Consider the following 16,123-nt stretch of genomic DNA (forward strand, 5'->3'; position numbering starts at 1 on the left):
TTACCTTGAATCTTAGAATTAACTTATAATGAGGATATATTTTGTTTAATCTATGGCAAGCCCATTATTAGAAGTGAGGATACAGTTGCCCAAAATTCTCCTCTCAGATATTAGACATGATAAATCTGGTTTTGAAGAACTTACCAATTTATATGCTAAAGCAAAAGAGTATACTTTTGAAACCATTCAAATTGACATGAACACCACAGCCTGGCTTGATGCAGATATGTGCTCATCATTTGGAGCCATACTCTATCATGTGACAAGTAACCTCAATAATGTCGACTTAGTTAATTTACAGCCACAGGTAGAAAGCATTTTGTTGAAGAATAGATTTCTTAGCCATTATGGTAAAAAAAGCATCGTTGATAGCTGGAAAACCACGATAAAATATCGTCATTTTGACGTTAAAGATGGGCGTTCATTTGCAGAATATGTAGAAAGTGAATTTATTGACCGAGACGAAGTACCTAAGATGTCTATTGGACTGAAAAAGAAATTCAAAGAAAGTATTTTTGAAATATTTAGTAATTCGGTGCTCCACTCAAAAACGAAACTAGGGATTTTCACCTGTGGTCAATTTTTCCCAAAACGTAATAGCTTAAATTTTTCTATTTCCGATCTAGGTATAGGGATTCGCACGAATATTAAAGAAAGCATAGGTATTAATTTGCAGGCTGATGAGGCAATTGTTTGGGCTACGAGAGGTAGTAATACTACAAAAAAAGGCGAAATTCCTGGGGGACTGGGACTCAAACTGTTATGCGAATTTATTGATTTAAATGGTGGTAGAATACAGATAGTCTCAGAAAATGGGTATTTTTGTAGAGAAAATAGCTCATATAGGGCAAGTCAATTGCTACACCCATTTCCTGGTACAGTAGTAAATATTGAAATTGCTACCCATGATGATGTTTCCTACACTTTATCAGAGGAAATATCACCCACTGATATATTTTGAGGACTAATAATGAAATCAACTATTACAATTTCAGTATACGAAATTGTTGGCAGTCCCTTATGTGTTGCCGCTGATGATGGGCAAAAAGTTTATGAGCGGATTTGCCCAGCATTAAGAGAGGAACGAAAAATTGAACTTTCTTTTCTCAATGTGCAGCTTTTGACATCAGCATTTTTAAATGCAGCTATTGGTCAATTGTATGGCGAGTTTAGTGAAACACAGATACCCAAGTTATTAAGCGTCACAGATTGTAATAAGGATGATTTAAGGTTATTGAAACGTGTAGTAGATACTGCCAAGCAATATTTTAAAAATCCCAAAAAATTTAAAGATTCTTTAAAAGAAGCTGGGGAAATAGATGAAGAATGTACAAAACATAGATAACTATAATTTTAAACCCTCTGATAATGTGATTTTAGATACAAATATTTGGCTATATAACAATGGTCCCCAACCTCCTAATGAACCATACGTGGGCATATACTCACGAGCACTTTTTAAGATTTTAAATGCCAAATGTCAAATCTTTATTGATGCATTAATCCTTTCTGAATTTATAAATAGGTATTCAAGGATTAAATATAGGTTGCATTTGGATGCACATCAATTAAAGGAGAAAGACTTATCCTTTAAAGACTTCAGAAAAACTTCAGATTTTACAACTATTGCATCCGATATAGGATCGGATGTTCGAAAAATATTAAGATTTTGCAAATGCATTGAAAGTGGTTTTGAATTGTTAGACATTAATCAAGTTATGTCAGAGTTTGAGCAAGGAAACACTGATTTCAATGATCAAATTTTGTCTGAGCTGTGCAAAAACAAGGGAATTACCTTTGTTACTCATGATAGTGATTTTTGTAACTCTCATATTCACATTTTGACAGCAAATACTAAATTATTACAACGTACCTCATAACCTATAAGTTATCATCCCTAACATTGATTAGAATAGAGACCGCTTACGGCAGCCTCTAAACATTTTAATGATAAGGCTCTATCGCCGCCAACTGCCTTTTAACCGACAATCGCGCACCCAGCCAACCAAGGAGGATGGCCGCAAAAACAATGAGATAAGCCTGCTTGACCGATAAACCAAGCAGCGGGTAGTGCATTTGATAGGATGACGCCAGCTCCTGAACGGCGACTGCGATGCTTAACATGAAAATATTCACCAGCAACACGGCAAAGATAGCGCCGACTAAACCATACCAGACCCCGGAATACAGAAAAGGGCGGACAATAAAGGCATCGGTGGCGCCAATCAGTTTCAGAACCTGAATTTCTTCATGACGGTTATGAATGGCTAAACGCAAGGTGTTGCCGACAATAAGAACGACCGCGCAGGCAAGCAGCGCCATTAAGGCATGCGCCGTTTTAGAGGCAAACCCGAGAATGGCGTGAAGCCGGGTTACCCATTCAATGTCAAGTTTGGCCTGCTCCACGTCAGGTAAGGCTTTCAGACGAGCATAGAGCTGATCCACTTTAAGCGGTGTATCTATCCCCACCGCTGGAATCACCTCGATCACCGCCGGCAGTGGATTTTCAGGAAGGTAGCGCATGATGTCGTTCATTCCTTCCTGTTTCTGCAGTTCCTGCATGCCTTCTTCCGGTGTTTTCAGGGTGGCGTGCCCGACCCCCTCGGTTTCCTGAATCTGGATCAGGGTTTTATTTTGATCCGCCGTGGATAAAGGCTGTTTTAAATAAAGAGAGATATGGCCGCCACGCTGCCAGTCAGCGGTCAATTGATTCAAACTGTCGCTGAAAACCCAAAAGAGCGCAGGAAGAGCCAGGGCAATGGCGATCACAATCACCGTCATCATCGTCGCCAGCGGGCGGCGACAGAGAAAATTAAAGCTGTTGGTTGCTGCCTGCAGGTGGTAAGCTGCCTGTGCTCGAATGCTTCTTAACATACCCGCCCTCCCTTCAGCATGATGATTCGATGCCTCATGCCGGCAATCAGAGCCAAATCATGAGTCGCAATCAAGACACTCACCCCTACCTGATTGAACTGTTCAAACAGCCTCATGATTTCCGATGACAGGCTGGGATCCAAGTTTCCAGTAGGCTCGTCTGCCAGCAACAAGGCAGGCTTGTGCACAACCGCCCGGGCAATCCCGACACGCTGCTGCTCCCCGCCGGACAGATGGACGGGCTGCATTTTCTCCTTGGTCAATAAGCCAACCATGTCCAGCGCGGCATGCACACGCTTGGCGATCATGGCCGGTTGAACGCCCTGAATCTGCAAAGGCAAAGCGACGTTATCAAACACGGTGCGATCATTTAAAAGGTTGGGCGATTGAAAGGTAATGCCCAGACTGCTGCGATAACAGGCAATTTCCCGTTTTTTAAGCTGGTTAAGCCGTACGCCATTGACGGTCAGCTGACCGGAAGAAGGGGACTCCAGTTTGGCAATTAATTTAAGCAGCGTGCTTTTGCCCGCCCCCGAGTGACCGGTAATAAAGGCCATCTCGCCTTTCTGCAGGGTAAAGTCAACCTGACTTAGCGCTTCAAAGCCGCCGGGATAACGTTTGCTCACTTGATCGAATTTAATCATCATTGAATATGGCTCTGACAAATTGTTCTGCGTCAAAGGGACGTAGATCGTCAATCCCTTCACCAATCCCCAGATAACGAAATGGTATCCCTAATTCATTGGCAATGGCAAACAGTATTCCTCCTTTTGCCGTACCGTCGAGTTTCGTCATGGTAATCCCGGTTAAACCGACGGCCTGATGGAATTCGCGTGCCTGATTAAGCGCATTTTGCCCAATACTGGCATCCAAGACCAGCATTGTTTCATGCGGCGCCTGGGGTTCAAGCTTTTGAAGCACCCGTTTGACTTTTTTCAATTCCTCCATCAGATTGCCCTGCGTATGCAGACGACCCGCCGTATCGGCAATAAGAATATCAATACCACGCGCTTTAGCCGCCTGCAAGGCATCATAAATGACTGACGCGCTGTCTGCGCCGGTATGCTGGGCAATGACCGGAATCTGGTTACGCTCCCCCCAGACCTGTAATTGTTCAACGGCTGCGGCACGAAAGGTATCGCCAGCGGCCAGCATGACTTTTTTCCCCTGTTGCTGGAATTGCCTGGCCAGCTTGCCAATGGTGGTGGTTTTTCCAGCGCCGTTGACCCCGACCGTTAAAATGACAAACGGCGTACCATCATTGGTCTGCGGTATTAAAGGTTGGCTTTTTGCGGCCAGTAAGGCGGTGAGGCGTTCCTTCAGCAGCCCATACACCGCCTCCCCGTCTGCCAGTTGTTTGCGGGCCAGGCTATCGCTGACCTGCTGTAAAACGGCCTGTGACGTCTCAATGCCAAGATCCGCACTGAGCAGCAGGGTTTCGATATCCTCCATCAGCGACGCGTCAAGCTCCTTGCGGCCAAGCAGCAAACGGCCAATGCCCTCGCCCAATTGATGGCGGGTTTTGCTCATGCTTCGCTTCAGTCGGGCGTAGAATCCCGGTTTGCTCTGCGCCTCGTTGTCAGCCGGCAGCGCCTGTCCCGTGTCGGCGGGCAAATTTTCTACAGTCAAATCTTCGCCTTGTCCTGCATCAGCCGCAGAAGGTAGCGAAGTTTCATCCTGATTTCTTTTAAACCATTTAATCATAAGGTGTACAAAACGAAGGAAATGTGAAATTCTATCACTTTTTTTGGTTCGGAGTTAATCCATGCGGCTTGCATTATTGCTTTTTTGCGCTGCTTTATCCTCTTATGCGGCTGGCAATGTCCACCAGTACACCCTGGATAACGGCTTGAAAATTGTTGTCAAGGAAGATCACCGCGCGCCCGTGGCCGTGACAATGATTTGGTACAACATTGGTTCGGCGGATGAGCCGGGCGGGATCACCGGCGTTTCGCATGCGCTGGAACACATTATGTTTAAAGGGACAGAAAAATACCCCCTGGGCACCTTTTCCAAAACCATTGCCAATGTCGGTGGAGAAGAAAATGCGTTTACCAATTATGACTATACCGCCTATTTTGAAAAAATTGCCGCGTCGCAATTACCGACAACCTTTGAACTTGAAGCCGATCGCATGCAGAATCTGCTGCTTGATAAAGACGAATTCGCCAAAGAAATGAAAGTCATCCAGGAGGAGCGCCGCCTGCGTACGGACGATAATCCTCAGGCTTTAACCTTCGAGCGTTATCTCGCGGCGGCTCATCTCACTGATCCTTACCATCACCCGGTGATTGGCTGGATGAGCGACATTAAACAAATGAATATCGAGGATTTAAAATCCTGGTATCAAAACTTTTACGCACCCAACAATGCCACCCTGGTGGTGGTAGGCGATGTCAACGCCGACAAGGTGCATGAACTTGCCAAACTGTATTTTGGTCAGATCCCAAGACGGCCTGACTTCATTCGCAAACCTCAGCAGGAGCCGCCAGCCTTAGGCACCAAGTCCGTTGAAATCCATGCGCCGGCCAAACTGCCCATGCTGATGTTCGGCTACAGCGTACCCAGCGTAAAAACAGCCGAAAACGATTGGGAGCCTTATGCCCTGGAAGTCATTGCGGCGATTCTTGATGCCGGTGAAAGCGCGCGCTTCGCACGCAATCTGGTGCGCGGTTCGCACGTGGCCAGCAACGTTGACGTTTACTACGATCTTTATACCCGTTACCAGACGCAATTTACACTGTTTGGTATCCCAACCCAGTCGCACAGCATTGCGGAACTGAAGGCCGGCGTACTGAAGGAGTTGCAGCGCCTGCAGAAAGAACCGGTCAGCGCCCAGGAACTGCAGCGGGTAAAGACCCAGATCATTGCTCAGAAAACCTTCGAAAAGGATTCTATCTTCGGCCAGGCCATGGAAATTGGCGTATTGGAAACCATAGGCCTGGGCTGGAAAACAGCCGATGCCTACACGGATAAAATCAACAGCATTACTCCCCAGCAGATTCAGGACGCGGCAAAAAAATACTTCCGCGCTGAATCCATGACTGAAGCCCAGTTATTCCCAGTGTCCCAACCTGAGAGACGATAATGAAACGATTGTTTTTGATTGCCTTCCTTTTTTCATGCGCCGCTGCGACTGAGGCCAACACGTTTAAGACCAAAAAATGGGAAACCAGCCATGGCGCCAAAGTGGTGTTTTATCAGGCGAACGAAGTGCCGATGCTGGACATTAATGTGGCCTTTGCCGCAGGCTCCGCTTACGATGACCGGCAATTTGGTCTGGCTTCGCTGACTGCCAGCATGCTTGATCAGGGCAGCGGCCGCCTGGATGCGTCGCAGATTGCAGAAACCATCGCGGACACCGGGGCGCAATACAATTATGAAACCAGCCGGGATATGGCTGTGTTCCGCTTGAAGACACTGACCTCGGAGGCAGCGTTAAAACAGTCGGTCGACGCTTTTTCCCTTATCATTAATAAACCGGCTTTCCGACAGGAAGCCTTTAACCGCCAGAAGAATCAGTTGTTGATGACCATTGCGCAAATGCAGGAATCACCGGATGATGTCGCTAACATGACATTCTTTAAGCAGCTTTACAAAAATCATCCCTATGCCCATCCGGTCAATGGCACAACAGAAACCGTAAGAATGCTGAATGCCTGGCAGGTACGCAACTTTTACAAACGGTATTATGTCGGCGCCAATGCCGTCATTGTTCTGGTTGGCGCCATCGATGAGGAAAAAGCGCATCAGATTACTGAGCAACTGACTGAGTTTTTACCCAAAGGCGAACATGCGGCCCCCATTCCAAAAGCCGAGGCATTAGCCGCAGCAGAAAAAGTGGACGTTGTTTTTCCCTCATCCCAAACCATGCTGCGCCTGGGCCAGGTCGGTATTAATCATGCATCACCCAATTACTTCCCGCTCATGGTGGGCAATTACATTCTTGGCGGCGGTGCCCTGGTGTCCCGACTGGCAACAGAGGTTCGGGAAAAACGTGGATTAACTTACGGCATTTACAGCCAATTTGTGCCCATGCCGGGGGACGGTCCGTTCATTATCAGCCTGGCAACCGAAAATAATCAGGCAAACACAGCGCTACAGGTAACCCGCGAAACGCTAGACGGCTTTTTAAAAATGGGGCCGAGCGAAGAGGAATTGACAGCCGCCAAGCAATATTTAGCCGGTAATTTCCCCCTATCCTTAGCCAGCAATAACAGCATTGCCGGCATGCTGCTTCGCATCGCTTTTTATAATCTTCCAGATGATTATTTAGACACTTACGTGGCTCGAATTGAAGCCGTCAGTGTTGAAGACATAAAAAAAGCATTTGATGAAGCACTGAAACCCTCGCAAATGCTGTTAGTTACCGTAGGGAAAAAGTGAAACAGCAGGTTCGCATCATCGGCGGCAAATTTCGCGGCAGGAAAATTGATTTTCCTGATGCGCAGGGGTTAAGGCCCACGCCGGACAGGGTTCGCGAAACCCTGTTCAACTGGTTGATGCACGACATCCGCGGAGCCCGTTGCCTTGATGCCTTTGCCGGCAGCGGCGCTCTGGGTTTTGAAGCCTTCTCCCGGGGGGCCGCCCGGGTCACTCTGGTAGAACAAAACCGCCTTGTTTTTAATCATTTGTTAGCCGTCAGCCGCACGTTCGAGACATCCCAACTGTCGGTCATTCACAGCGATGCCCTGACGTTTTTAAGCAATACCCGAGACACCTTTGATCTTGTTTTCCTCGATCCTCCCTTTGCCCAATCGCTCCATGAGGCGTGTTTCACCCTCCTTGAGCAGAGCGATTGCCTGCCTTCGGGCGGTTTGGTTTATGCTGAATCTCCCGAGTTACTCACCCTTGATCCAACAAAATGGCAGGCCTTAAAAAGCAAACAGGCAGGTCGGGTTTTTTATACCCTCTATAAAAAGAGCTAAGAGTTTGAAATACCGTGACTTGTGCTTGACAAGGGGCCATGCTCCTGTTTCAATCAATGCAGTACTTATCGATAATAAAGCACAGAAGATGAACAACAAGCTTGTTATGCTTTTAACCACCTCTTTTTTATTAGCAGGTTGTCATAGCACGTTTAAAAAACCCCCCATTAATGCCCCTGCCGATGATGCCAGCATCAAACTCGCCGAAGCCGCTTCCTCTGTCAGTGATTCCATGCTGGAGATGGCTCGTGTGGAAAAAGTCATCACCCCCCCTGTGCGGGATAATACCCTGACCATTCCCAACGCCTACACTTTGCAGGCACGGGCATCAGTCGACTGGTCCGGACCGATTGAAGAACTTACTGCGCGCATTGCCAAAGCCGCTCACTTTCGCATGCGGATTCTTGGAAAAGAGCCGGCTGTACCGGTACTAATCAGCATTACCGCCAAGGACGAGAGCCTGGCTGAAATTCTGCGTGATATCGATTATCAGGCAGGTCGAAAAGCCAGCATTCACGTTTACCCTAACAGTCAGGTTGTAGAATTACGCTATGCTAAAATTTATTCCTAGTCTCGCTTTGACCTGCGCAACCGCCTTGCTGGCGAGTTGTTACTCTACTTCGCATCAGACAACCGTGGTGATTAATGGCGATACTGCCTCATTGGCTGGTCTGCAGGCCATGGCCAATACCCGCGGCGTTACGTCCAATAAAAACGGCATGAGCAAAATTCGCGAAATGGCGCTTCGAGAAACGGCCTTGAGTCTCGGCGCTCAATCCGGTTTAGCCTGCCGGGCCAAGATCATTGACGAAGAGTTAACCCGCAAGGCTCGCGATCTGGATGCTGTTTTTGATTTCAATGCGCTGGTTCTTGAGCACAATATTCTGCCGCCTGTATTACTCGAGGGACGCAATACCCTCAATCTGGCGGACATGCAAACCATCCGAATTTCTGACCGAACGTACAAGGTGGCTAAGCAGGCGCATTTTATCACCACGCCGCCCAATTGGCGCCAATACCTGTGGATGGATTATAAAAAACCTGAATACCCCAACATTACCCTTCTGCCCAAAACCAAGGAAGAGCGGCAATTGTGGAGTTTTTATGTCACTAAAGGATGGAAAAACGGCATTGAGCAGGCCAATACCATTCTTGAAGAAAGTGTAGCCCGAATCAAAGAAGACTATAACGGCATGATTCTGTACCGTAAGCTGTTAGCGATGAACATGGTATCCCCCCCCTACGTTTCACACACCGATCTCGGCGTAACAGGGGATGGCTCGGAAATTCATATTGATGATCGCGTCCTGCGCATCACCGCACTGCCAGCCCTTAATATTAACAGCAAAGAGTGGCGTGCGGCGGTGGCTAAAGACGAGGAAGCGCTGGAACATTTCCGCACCATGGAAAAACTGGCGCAAAATGCCAAGATTGTGATTACCAACAAATCCTGGCAGCCTACCATTGCCCCGGTCAGTAAGGACATTACCCCTGTTAATTAGCAATTTCTCCATGCTTGCAACCCCTTGTTAGTATATACTTTTAACAACAAGGGGTATCCCTGACAGGCCTTACAGCCCGGCTGCAAGGCCAATAAACCCGTTTCAATTCATTATCATTTTCAGCCAAGGCTAACTTATGAGCAGCAATATCAATTTAATGCCCGATGAACCCACGCGATTTACACCTGTCTTTATGGACAAAATGCTTGAACATGCCGAAAGTTTAAAGGCCTCGGATATTACCATTCAAACCGGCTCTCCCATTTTTGCTGAAGTGTATGGCCGCCTGCTTAAAATCACTAACCGCAGCCTTTCAAACACTGAGTTGGGTGATCTGATTAACTCCATTTACGGACCGAACGCCACCACGCAATTATTATCCGGCAAGGACATTGACACCCATTACGAATTCCGCCCCAATCGCGGCGTACGTTACCGCTACCGGGTCAACGCGACCTCCTGTCTGGTGGAAGGACATGACGCTATTCAGATTACCTTAAGAACAATTCCTACCACGCCCCCCAAACTCGAGACCATGGGTTTGCCGGATAATATCATTAAAGCCATTGCTCCGCAGGAAGGCATTGTGTTCATCACCGGTGCTACGGGTTCGGGTAAGTCGACACTGCTGGCATCCATTATCCGTGACTTGATTGAAAAAGACGATTCTAACCGCAAGGTACTGACGTATGAGGCACCGATTGAATTTGTGTATGACGAAATTGAGACCATTTCTTCTGTCGTCAGCCAATCCGAGATTCCCCGCCACCTGCCTGACTTTGCTGACGGGGTGCGTAACGCCCTGCGCCGCAAGCCTCGTCTCATCATGGTAGGAGAGTGTCGCGATGCTGAAACCATCAGTGCGGCGCTGGAAGCGGCATTAACCGGCCATCCAGTCTATACCACACTGCATACCTCCGGTGTAGCAGAAACCATGCGCCGTCTGGTCACCTCCTTTTCCGGCGAAGAGCGCCTGGGCCGCACCATTGATATTCTTGAAACCATTCGCCTTTGTATCTGGCAAAAGCTGGTACCGACAGTGGATGAAAAGCGGGTCGCCTTACGCGAATACCTGGTTTTTGATGAAGAAGTACGGGATATCCTGCTGGAAAGCGATCCCAATGAAGTAACCTCTACCACCCGAAAACTGGTGAGGCAACGCGGCCAGTTAATGACCATTGATGCCAAGGATAAATTTGAGCAGGGCATGATCAGTGAACGGGTTTATAAACTCATACTGGCTGGTACCAAAGAGCAATACGACTAGAAGGATACACCTTGAACAAGGGTGTATTGAAACTTTCATACAGCAGCGACTCCTTGCAGCATAAAGCCAGTTCATTCTGGCTCTATGCGATATTCCGGCTATTCGACCGGAGGTTTCATTTTGCTAGGAGTCGCTTCCGCCTTTGAACCTGTGTCCCCCCCCTTACCACTGACACTGGCGCCTTTGGAAGCCCCTTGGCCGGTGAGTTTCTTCATACCCTTCATGGCGTAACCCTGCAGCTGTTGATCCATCTGGCCTGCAGCCTTCATCGTGCTGGTGCCGGCACCCTCGACTTGTTTTTTGCCTTCTTCAGCCCATTGCGACGTTTCCTGGCCTATGCTCTCGCCCTGCCCTCCAATCCACCGGAGCACCTTGTCGGGAAGGTAGGTAATTAAGGTAAACGATTTCTGCACTGCTGTGATGTACATGGTGGTATAGATGAGGATAGCAAAGAAGAATCCATAAATACCCGCCCAGCCGGTGTAACCAATGGTCGTATCAATTCTTGCTGCTTTCTGAGCTGCGTAATTTTGATCCGGTTGATAGGAGCTGCCATTGCCAGTAGGCGCTCCGGCAATGATGGATTTGCCAAAATCAGAAGCCCCGGTGACATTCCAGGTCGGCGCATTGGGATCGCCCTGAACGAAGGTGACTGCATTGGCAAAACCGGCATTAATCACCCACACTGCCACATAGGAGAGAGCAATGGCTGAAATATAACCGATGATCATCATGGCGGGTCTCAGGAAAACGTTCATCAGGATCATGATCGCCTGCTCGCCTTTACCGAAGGCATCATGCCCTTCCGGATGAGTTACACCCAAAGCGACAATGGGTGCGGCCACCATGGCTTCAATCACCGCAATCAGCCAGGCGATGGTGCCAAAGGTGAAAATCATGTACGGCAGGAACGGAATGTAGTAGGCCGTCAGGAAGCCGATGCTCACCATGGTGCTTAACCAGGCGAACAGCAGGGGCATGACCATGGCCAGCAAGGGGAAAATAAAGATACCGAACCAGGGAATAATGGCGCTCATGATGGCAAGACCCATCAGGTATATCCATAATTCATTGGCGAAGTTAATGTAGTTAACCCCCATGTTGGCCAGTGCCACCACCGGGTTAACCGTCGGCTGCTGAATGAAGGACACCCCGTGCTTGAAGATTTCCGCCATACCGAGTAACGGCAGGGACAGGAACGACATGACAATCATGTTAATAATGGTTGACATCATGGTCAGGAAGAAGTTGAACAGGTTCCTGATGATGAGGTTGTAGAAGATGTCCCCTAACAATTGCCCCAGGCAGAATTTAAAGAAGACAATCTTGACTTCACCACAAGGGAAATCCTGCGATTTTAAGTACATGGGTCCGGGCGACAAATCCATATTAAACTTCATGGCAAACTGGGGCGGATTCAGTCCGGGTTGGCCCGGCAGATTGACCATAACCGAGTTATTGATGAAGCCATAAACGGTTGAGGAAAGAACCCCGCTTTGTGCTTTTTGAGCCGCATTGTTACCAAAGGTCGGTGGGCTCAGCGGCGGGTTATTGGGACCGACCAGTGTGGAACCGTTAATCAATCCCACCATGTTCTGGATTGCCGTCTGGTTACCGCCTAACCATTGACACAAGGCCGCATAAGTCCCGCTGCATTGCTTGTTCTGGCTAAACGCGTTGAGTGGAATCTGACTGTCAAACTGGCTACCCTCCAAGCCGGTGTTGGTGTCGGTCTGATTGGCGGTCTGCAAATCAGAGGCATTCAGGCGGGCTAAGTCAAAGAAGTAGCTGCCGGCCATGAGCCAACCCTGTTGCTGCGCCTGGGCAATAAACGCGCGCTGCTTATTGGCGTTACTGCTGTCCTGGGCCTGTCGGATAAGATTGAGCGTTGGCATCATGATGCCGTTATAATCCGTTATGGCGCCCTGAAATTCGGTGCCGCTAAACAAGGGGGCGTTGGAATTGGAGGAGTCAGGACCCCAACTGACGCAATCGGTCGAAGGGCCATCGCAGGCCGAACCGGAGTTGAGGTAAGGCACGCCAAACTGTTGCTGGGCAACACCGGGTGCGAACGGTTTATTGTTGGTGTTCGCGCCAGACGAAGAAGGGTTCAGCGAAGGGTTATTATTGACCATCACCTGGGCCACCATGGCCAAGTCCAGGTACATCTGCTGAATGGCAATGGCACGGGACATCTTGGCGGTTTCAAGATCATTGTTTTTTACCACCCCGGACACCGTATTGATGTTGGCAATGGAACTCCAGGTAATCGAGCCGCAAATGCCGTTTAAAACCGCATAGGGATTATTGGAATCAAAATTCGGCATCTTGGCTGTGAACGTGTTTTTGGAAGGATCCGCATTCTGAACCGCGACCATATTCACGGAATTAATAAAATCAGGAACTGCCGTATTACAGAAAGGCGCCATGGCTGCAGAAGGCGTGCCGGAGCAAACCCCTTCCCCGCTGCTTTTTTGGCTCATTAAGGTTTGACGCTGGCTTTCCAAAGCCTGTTGAATACCAGCCATGCACACCTGACCGGCCAAAATCTTGGATGCACCGGTAGCTACACTGTTACCGCCGGCCTGCAACGACGTCAATGGATTAATCTGGGTCTGAACAATCACACCCCCGCGGTTTAAATAGCTCAAGGCCGCTTCCCACACTTTATCCGCGGCACCCACACCCTGCAGCACCACCCACATCACAAAAATTTGCATGAGGCAATAGCCGGATGCCTTGGGGATTAATAAAGCCAGACCTAAAGTCGAACGAACGGGAACCCAGATGGATGACCATTTCTGGCCGAGCATCTGCCCTTCCTGCGCGGTATTCATAGTCGATACCAGCAGGGTATACATGATGACAATACCGCCTAATGCCAATACCGCCGAGTTAAACACGGAAAACATACTGCCCATGATCTGACTGCCGCTGCCATGCAGCACGCCGTCGACAATACCAAAAATATTGCCAAGGAAAACCACAGAGTAATCACTGGGAGGCGGGGCAAAACTCAGTGAACCAGAGGAACTGTCTGCTGCTAAAGCCAGCGCAGGGAACAACGTCATTAACAACGTACTAACAATTTTATTCATGGTTTTTCACCCATCAAACCTTGCCTGAACCATTCCCTGAAGGTGCATCCAAGTTTTCGTACTTTAATCTGGTAATACCAAAAATGATAACGAAATGCCAACGTCAGGGCGATGAGCATCACCACGAGGCTGATGATCACCGCGCTGATTGATCCATAAATCACATGATAAACGGCGTAGGAAAAGACCAGAATGGCCGCAATAAACATTAAAACACTCAATCGGAAAAGCGCTTTTTGCTGGGCGATTAAATCTTTTTCAGAGAGATTGTATTTGGCCATGGCCATCTTAAATGACTCACCGCTGCTCGTTGTTTTTTGCGGCACGAAAAGCCGTTTAAAGCCGTCCCCCAGATACAGTGTAAACGACTTCATTCTGTCGAAATCAGACCATTTGCGAACATCAAAAATGTTCTTTAAAACAGTCACTATTCTTGACGGCGACTCTTTTTTCATAAAATTTACTTTTCACTATTAGACTTTTACCCTTCTTACTATACTATAGTAGTTAGAACATGCGCAGTCCATCAATTCATAACACCGTAAAAAAAGAGTAAAATATGCCCGATCTCAGCCACCAGGCCTCCGCTCAATACTGGTTTGAATACGTGGATCCGATGATCTATCGGGTAATTACTTTTATGGAAAGTGTCGAAGACTGGACCCTGGATGGTGACCCGGCTCTTGAAGAGGCTTTAACCCGTTTGGGAACCGAGCTGGATGACATCGAAAAAATCGATTTGGGTGTACTGGGCCAGGAAGATGTCTTTATCCGGCTGGTGGGTAATATCAAGGCAGGGCGCGGTCTCCGTTTGCTCCAGGCCATTGATACTGTCCACCCGGGCAGTGCCTCACGCATTTTAATTCACGCCGAGGAAAACAGCGCCGGCAGCTTTGACCCCGCCGGATTTTTTCTAAAGCGCAATATCACATTTGAACGGCTGCGCCTGCTTGCCCGTGTATTTTCTGAATATCGCTTAAAACTTGTTGCACGCGCTCTTGAAGGGGAAGAATGATGAAAAAAACGTTACGCCACGTTGTACTGCCCGGTCTGTTGGTGTTGAGCTCCTATGCCGGCGCCCAAAATCCCAACGACAATAACCAGCAAAGCATTGATGGTTTATCCCATCGCCTTAAAGTACTGGGTGAATACCTTGGGTATGATTTAAACTCATTCTGCCCCACGGTAGGCGGCCAATGCCAACTGGAGCCGAATCAAACCCAGAGCGCATTCAGTAATTTCCTCATCGACACCAATACTGCTTCCCAATACCAGATTAATCTGCTGGCCTCCTACATTGGTGCGCTGTTGCCAGCCAACAGCACCGCAGGTGCTACTCAGGATCAGGGCAGTCAATCATCCTTAATCCCAGCCACCATGAGTACTTATCAGTCGCTTTTTCAAAACTTCGCCAGTAAAACATTCCCCGGTTACAATTCGCCTTCGAATGCAACCGTCTCCGTCTCCGACTTAATCGATCAGACCCCCTACCAGGCGGATCCGGTTAATCAGGCCATTCTAAACATCCTGTCAACCCCCGATGCCAGTTACTGCATGGATCAAAATGGTGGTTATGTACAGGGCGATTGCTTCACCGGCCAAAACAATTCCGGCAACAATGGCGGCGGACCGGTAATTTCACAAAACCAGGTGATGATCAATGTGATTGGTACACCGCCAGGCACAGGCTTTTTCCCTCTGGGTAAACAAAACGAGAATTTAGTGGCGCAATTGAGTATGGACAGTTTGCTTGGTCCGTTATTATTCAGTACCGGCAGTTCATCCAGTCAACCCGGCAGCAACAGCGGTCTGGTGGCCAACAACCAATTGCAGACGGCGACTAATTTTATCCGCTACGCCTCCGGCATGGTGGCTCCTCTGACATTGCCAAGCCGTGACGCCTACAGCCAACTTTACCTCACGGCCACCACACCGGTTGATAAGAATAACCCCAACCAGACTCAGGCCATGAAAGATCAGGCCATGGCGACTTTATCCAACTACCTGACTAACCTGCGCATTTATGCGGCACAAAGCTCTGTCGGCATCAGCAACCTGTATTACATCCTCTCCAAGCGCATGCCGCAACAAAGCGCTGCGTCCGGTCAAAATCAGGGACAGACAAGCAGCCAGGCTTTGAATGAATTCAACATGGCCACCTGGCGGCTATACAATGCCAATACGACCTCCGGTTCTGAAAACCAGCAGTGGATTCAGCGCATTAATACAGCGTCGTCAGCGACCGTCCAAAAAGAGATTGCCATTCTTCTGGCAGAAATTAATTACCAGATGTACTTAAGCCGTCAGCAACAGGAGCGTATCCTGTTAACCAACACCATGCTGCTGATTCAAAACGCACGTGCCGCTCAACCCAGCCCATCCTTGTCTTCATCGGCTCTGGATGGCGGTAACAGCACAGGCACCGGTCAATAAGCAGAGAAAGCAGCCATCCAT

16 protein-coding genes are annotated in these 16,123 nt (G+C 48.4%); 11 read left to right on the forward strand and 5 right to left on the reverse strand.

Annotated elements, in window-relative coordinates; all coding sequences use genetic code 11:
• The first annotated feature begins 52 nt into the window (after positions 1–52).
• From Lrub_RS01440 to Lrub_RS01450, 3 genes are read left to right on the forward strand one after another with little or no spacing between them, the layout of a single operon-like run.
• A complete protein-coding gene (locus tag Lrub_RS01440; protein WP_058530426.1) occupies positions 53–961 on the forward strand; it encodes an ATP-binding protein in 909 nt (302 codons plus the stop codon).
• Between the two features lie 9 nt (positions 962–970).
• Positions 971–1,345: an STAS-like domain-containing protein gene (locus Lrub_RS01445; RefSeq protein ID WP_058530427.1), complete on the forward strand. Its 375-nt coding sequence runs from the start codon at positions 971–973 to the stop codon at positions 1,343–1,345.
• On the forward strand, positions 1,320–1,880 hold the full coding sequence (locus Lrub_RS01450; protein WP_058530428.1) for a PIN domain-containing protein: 561 nt from the start codon (positions 1,320–1,322) through the stop codon (positions 1,878–1,880). The genes Lrub_RS01445 and Lrub_RS01450 overlap by 26 nt, the downstream gene beginning before the upstream one ends.
• Positions 1,881–1,944: 64 nt before the next feature.
• Here the strand turns inward: Lrub_RS01450 and ftsX are convergent, their stop codons facing one another.
• The 3 genes from ftsX to ftsY are packed head-to-tail and all read right to left on the reverse strand — an operon-like array spanning position 1,945 to position 4,578.
• Complete coding sequence (gene ftsX / locus Lrub_RS01455) at positions 1,945–2,874, reverse strand: permease-like cell division protein FtsX (protein WP_058530429.1); 930 nt, start codon at positions 2,872–2,874, stop codon at positions 1,945–1,947.
• Positions 2,868–3,518 (reverse strand): cell division ATP-binding protein FtsE, encoded by a 651-nt coding sequence (gene ftsE / locus Lrub_RS01460; protein ID WP_058530499.1) that lies wholly within the window; start codon positions 3,516–3,518, stop codon positions 2,868–2,870. Before ftsE ends, ftsX begins: the two co-directional genes overlap by 7 nt.
• The gene (gene ftsY / locus Lrub_RS01465) at positions 3,511–4,578 is read right to left on the reverse strand and encodes a signal recognition particle-docking protein FtsY (RefSeq protein ID WP_058530430.1); all 1,068 of its coding nucleotides are present in this window, start codon (positions 4,576–4,578) and stop codon (positions 3,511–3,513) included. Before ftsY ends, ftsE begins: the two co-directional genes overlap by 8 nt.
• 61 nt (positions 4,579–4,639) lie before the next feature.
• Between ftsY and Lrub_RS01470 the strand changes: the two genes are divergently transcribed.
• The 6 genes from Lrub_RS01470 to dotB all read left to right on the forward strand — a co-directional run bounded on the left by Lrub_RS01470 (position 4,640) and on the right by dotB (position 10,571).
• On the forward strand, positions 4,640–5,962 hold the full coding sequence (locus Lrub_RS01470) for a M16 family metallopeptidase (RefSeq protein ID WP_058530431.1): 1,323 nt from the start codon (positions 4,640–4,642) through the stop codon (positions 5,960–5,962).
• Positions 5,962–7,260, forward strand: coding sequence for a M16 family metallopeptidase (locus Lrub_RS01475; RefSeq protein ID WP_058530432.1), 1,299 nt, complete (start codon positions 5,962–5,964; stop codon positions 7,258–7,260). The genes Lrub_RS01470 and Lrub_RS01475 overlap by 1 nt, the downstream gene beginning before the upstream one ends.
• A complete protein-coding gene (gene rsmD / locus Lrub_RS01480) occupies positions 7,257–7,802 on the forward strand; it encodes a 16S rRNA (guanine(966)-N(2))-methyltransferase RsmD (RefSeq protein ID WP_058530433.1) in 546 nt (181 codons plus the stop codon). Before Lrub_RS01475 ends, rsmD begins: the two co-directional genes overlap by 4 nt.
• Positions 7,803–7,890: 88 nt before the next feature.
• Positions 7,891–8,373 carry a type IVB secretion system lipoprotein DotD gene (dotD, locus tag Lrub_RS01485; RefSeq protein ID WP_058530434.1) on the forward strand — a complete coding sequence of 161 codons (483 nt, stop codon included), beginning with the start codon at positions 7,891–7,893 and terminating at the stop codon, positions 8,371–8,373.
• Complete coding sequence (locus Lrub_RS01490; protein ID WP_058530435.1) at positions 8,354–9,304, forward strand: type IV secretion system DotC family protein; 951 nt, start codon at positions 8,354–8,356, stop codon at positions 9,302–9,304. The genes dotD and Lrub_RS01490 overlap by 20 nt, the downstream gene beginning before the upstream one ends.
• A 136-nt stretch (positions 9,305–9,440) precedes the next feature.
• Entirely contained in the window at positions 9,441–10,571 is a 1,131-nt protein-coding gene (dotB, locus tag Lrub_RS01495) for a Dot/Icm type IV secretion system ATPase DotB (RefSeq protein ID WP_058530436.1), read from the forward strand.
• Positions 10,572–10,669: 98 nt separating this feature from the next.
• On the opposite strand, the gene dotA is transcribed toward dotB, so the two are convergent.
• Together dotA and icmV are read right to left on the reverse strand one after the other, a co-directional pair.
• A complete protein-coding gene (gene dotA / locus Lrub_RS01500; RefSeq protein ID WP_058530437.1) occupies positions 10,670–13,669 on the reverse strand; it encodes a type IVB secretion system protein DotA in 3,000 nt (999 codons plus the stop codon).
• On the reverse strand, positions 13,666–14,124 hold the full coding sequence (icmV, locus tag Lrub_RS01505; RefSeq protein WP_058530438.1) for a type IVB secretion system protein IcmV: 459 nt from the start codon (positions 14,122–14,124) through the stop codon (positions 13,666–13,668). Before icmV ends, dotA begins: the two co-directional genes overlap by 4 nt.
• 104 nt (positions 14,125–14,228) lie before the next feature.
• Between icmV and icmW the strand changes: the two genes are divergently transcribed.
• Positions 14,229–14,684, forward strand: coding sequence for a type IVB secretion system protein IcmW (gene icmW, locus Lrub_RS01510; RefSeq protein ID WP_058530439.1), 456 nt, complete (start codon positions 14,229–14,231; stop codon positions 14,682–14,684).
• Positions 14,681–16,102 carry a type IVB secretion system protein IcmX gene (gene icmX, locus Lrub_RS01515; protein WP_082651405.1) on the forward strand — a complete coding sequence of 474 codons (1,422 nt, stop codon included), beginning with the start codon at positions 14,681–14,683 and terminating at the stop codon, positions 16,100–16,102. The genes icmW and icmX overlap by 4 nt, the downstream gene beginning before the upstream one ends.
• The last annotated feature ends 21 nt before the right edge of the window (positions 16,103–16,123 follow it).

The sequence above is a fragment of the Legionella rubrilucens genome, from assembly GCF_001468125.1.
GTDB lineage: Bacteria > Pseudomonadota > Gammaproteobacteria > Legionellales > Legionellaceae > Legionella_C > Legionella_C rubrilucens.

Excerpts from the sequence above, each read along its gene's own strand:
- Lrub_RS01440 (WP_058530426.1), top strand. The coding sequence starts at position 53 with ATGGCAAGCCCATTATTAGAAGTGAGGATACAGTTGCCCAAAATTCTC.
- Lrub_RS01445 (WP_058530427.1), top strand. The coding sequence starts at position 971 with ATGAAATCAACTATTACAATTTCAGTATACGAAATTGTTGGCAGTCCC.
- Lrub_RS01450 (WP_058530428.1), top strand. The coding sequence starts at position 1,320 with ATGAAGAATGTACAAAACATAGATAACTATAATTTTAAACCCTCTGAT.
- ftsX (WP_058530429.1), bottom strand. The coding sequence starts at position 2,874 with ATGTTAAGAAGCATTCGAGCACAGGCAGCTTACCACCTGCAGGCAGCA.
- ftsE (WP_058530499.1), bottom strand. The coding sequence starts at position 3,518 with ATGATTAAATTCGATCAAGTGAGCAAACGTTATCCCGGCGGCTTTGAA.
- ftsY (WP_058530430.1), bottom strand. The coding sequence starts at position 4,578 with ATGATTAAATGGTTTAAAAGAAATCAGGATGAAACTTCGCTACCTTCT.
- Lrub_RS01470 (WP_058530431.1), top strand. The coding sequence starts at position 4,640 with ATGCGGCTTGCATTATTGCTTTTTTGCGCTGCTTTATCCTCTTATGCG.
- Lrub_RS01475 (WP_058530432.1), top strand. The coding sequence starts at position 5,962 with ATGAAACGATTGTTTTTGATTGCCTTCCTTTTTTCATGCGCCGCTGCG.
- dotD (WP_058530434.1), top strand. The coding sequence starts at position 7,891 with ATGAACAACAAGCTTGTTATGCTTTTAACCACCTCTTTTTTATTAGCA.
- Lrub_RS01490 (WP_058530435.1), top strand. The coding sequence starts at position 8,354 with ATGCTAAAATTTATTCCTAGTCTCGCTTTGACCTGCGCAACCGCCTTG.
- dotB (WP_058530436.1), top strand. The coding sequence starts at position 9,441 with ATGAGCAGCAATATCAATTTAATGCCCGATGAACCCACGCGATTTACA.
- dotA (WP_058530437.1), bottom strand. The coding sequence starts at position 13,669 with ATGAATAAAATTGTTAGTACGTTGTTAATGACGTTGTTCCCTGCGCTG.
- icmV (WP_058530438.1), bottom strand. The coding sequence starts at position 14,124 with ATGAAAAAAGAGTCGCCGTCAAGAATAGTGACTGTTTTAAAGAACATT.
- icmW (WP_058530439.1), top strand. The coding sequence starts at position 14,229 with ATGCCCGATCTCAGCCACCAGGCCTCCGCTCAATACTGGTTTGAATAC.
- icmX (WP_082651405.1), top strand. The coding sequence starts at position 14,681 with ATGATGAAAAAAACGTTACGCCACGTTGTACTGCCCGGTCTGTTGGTG.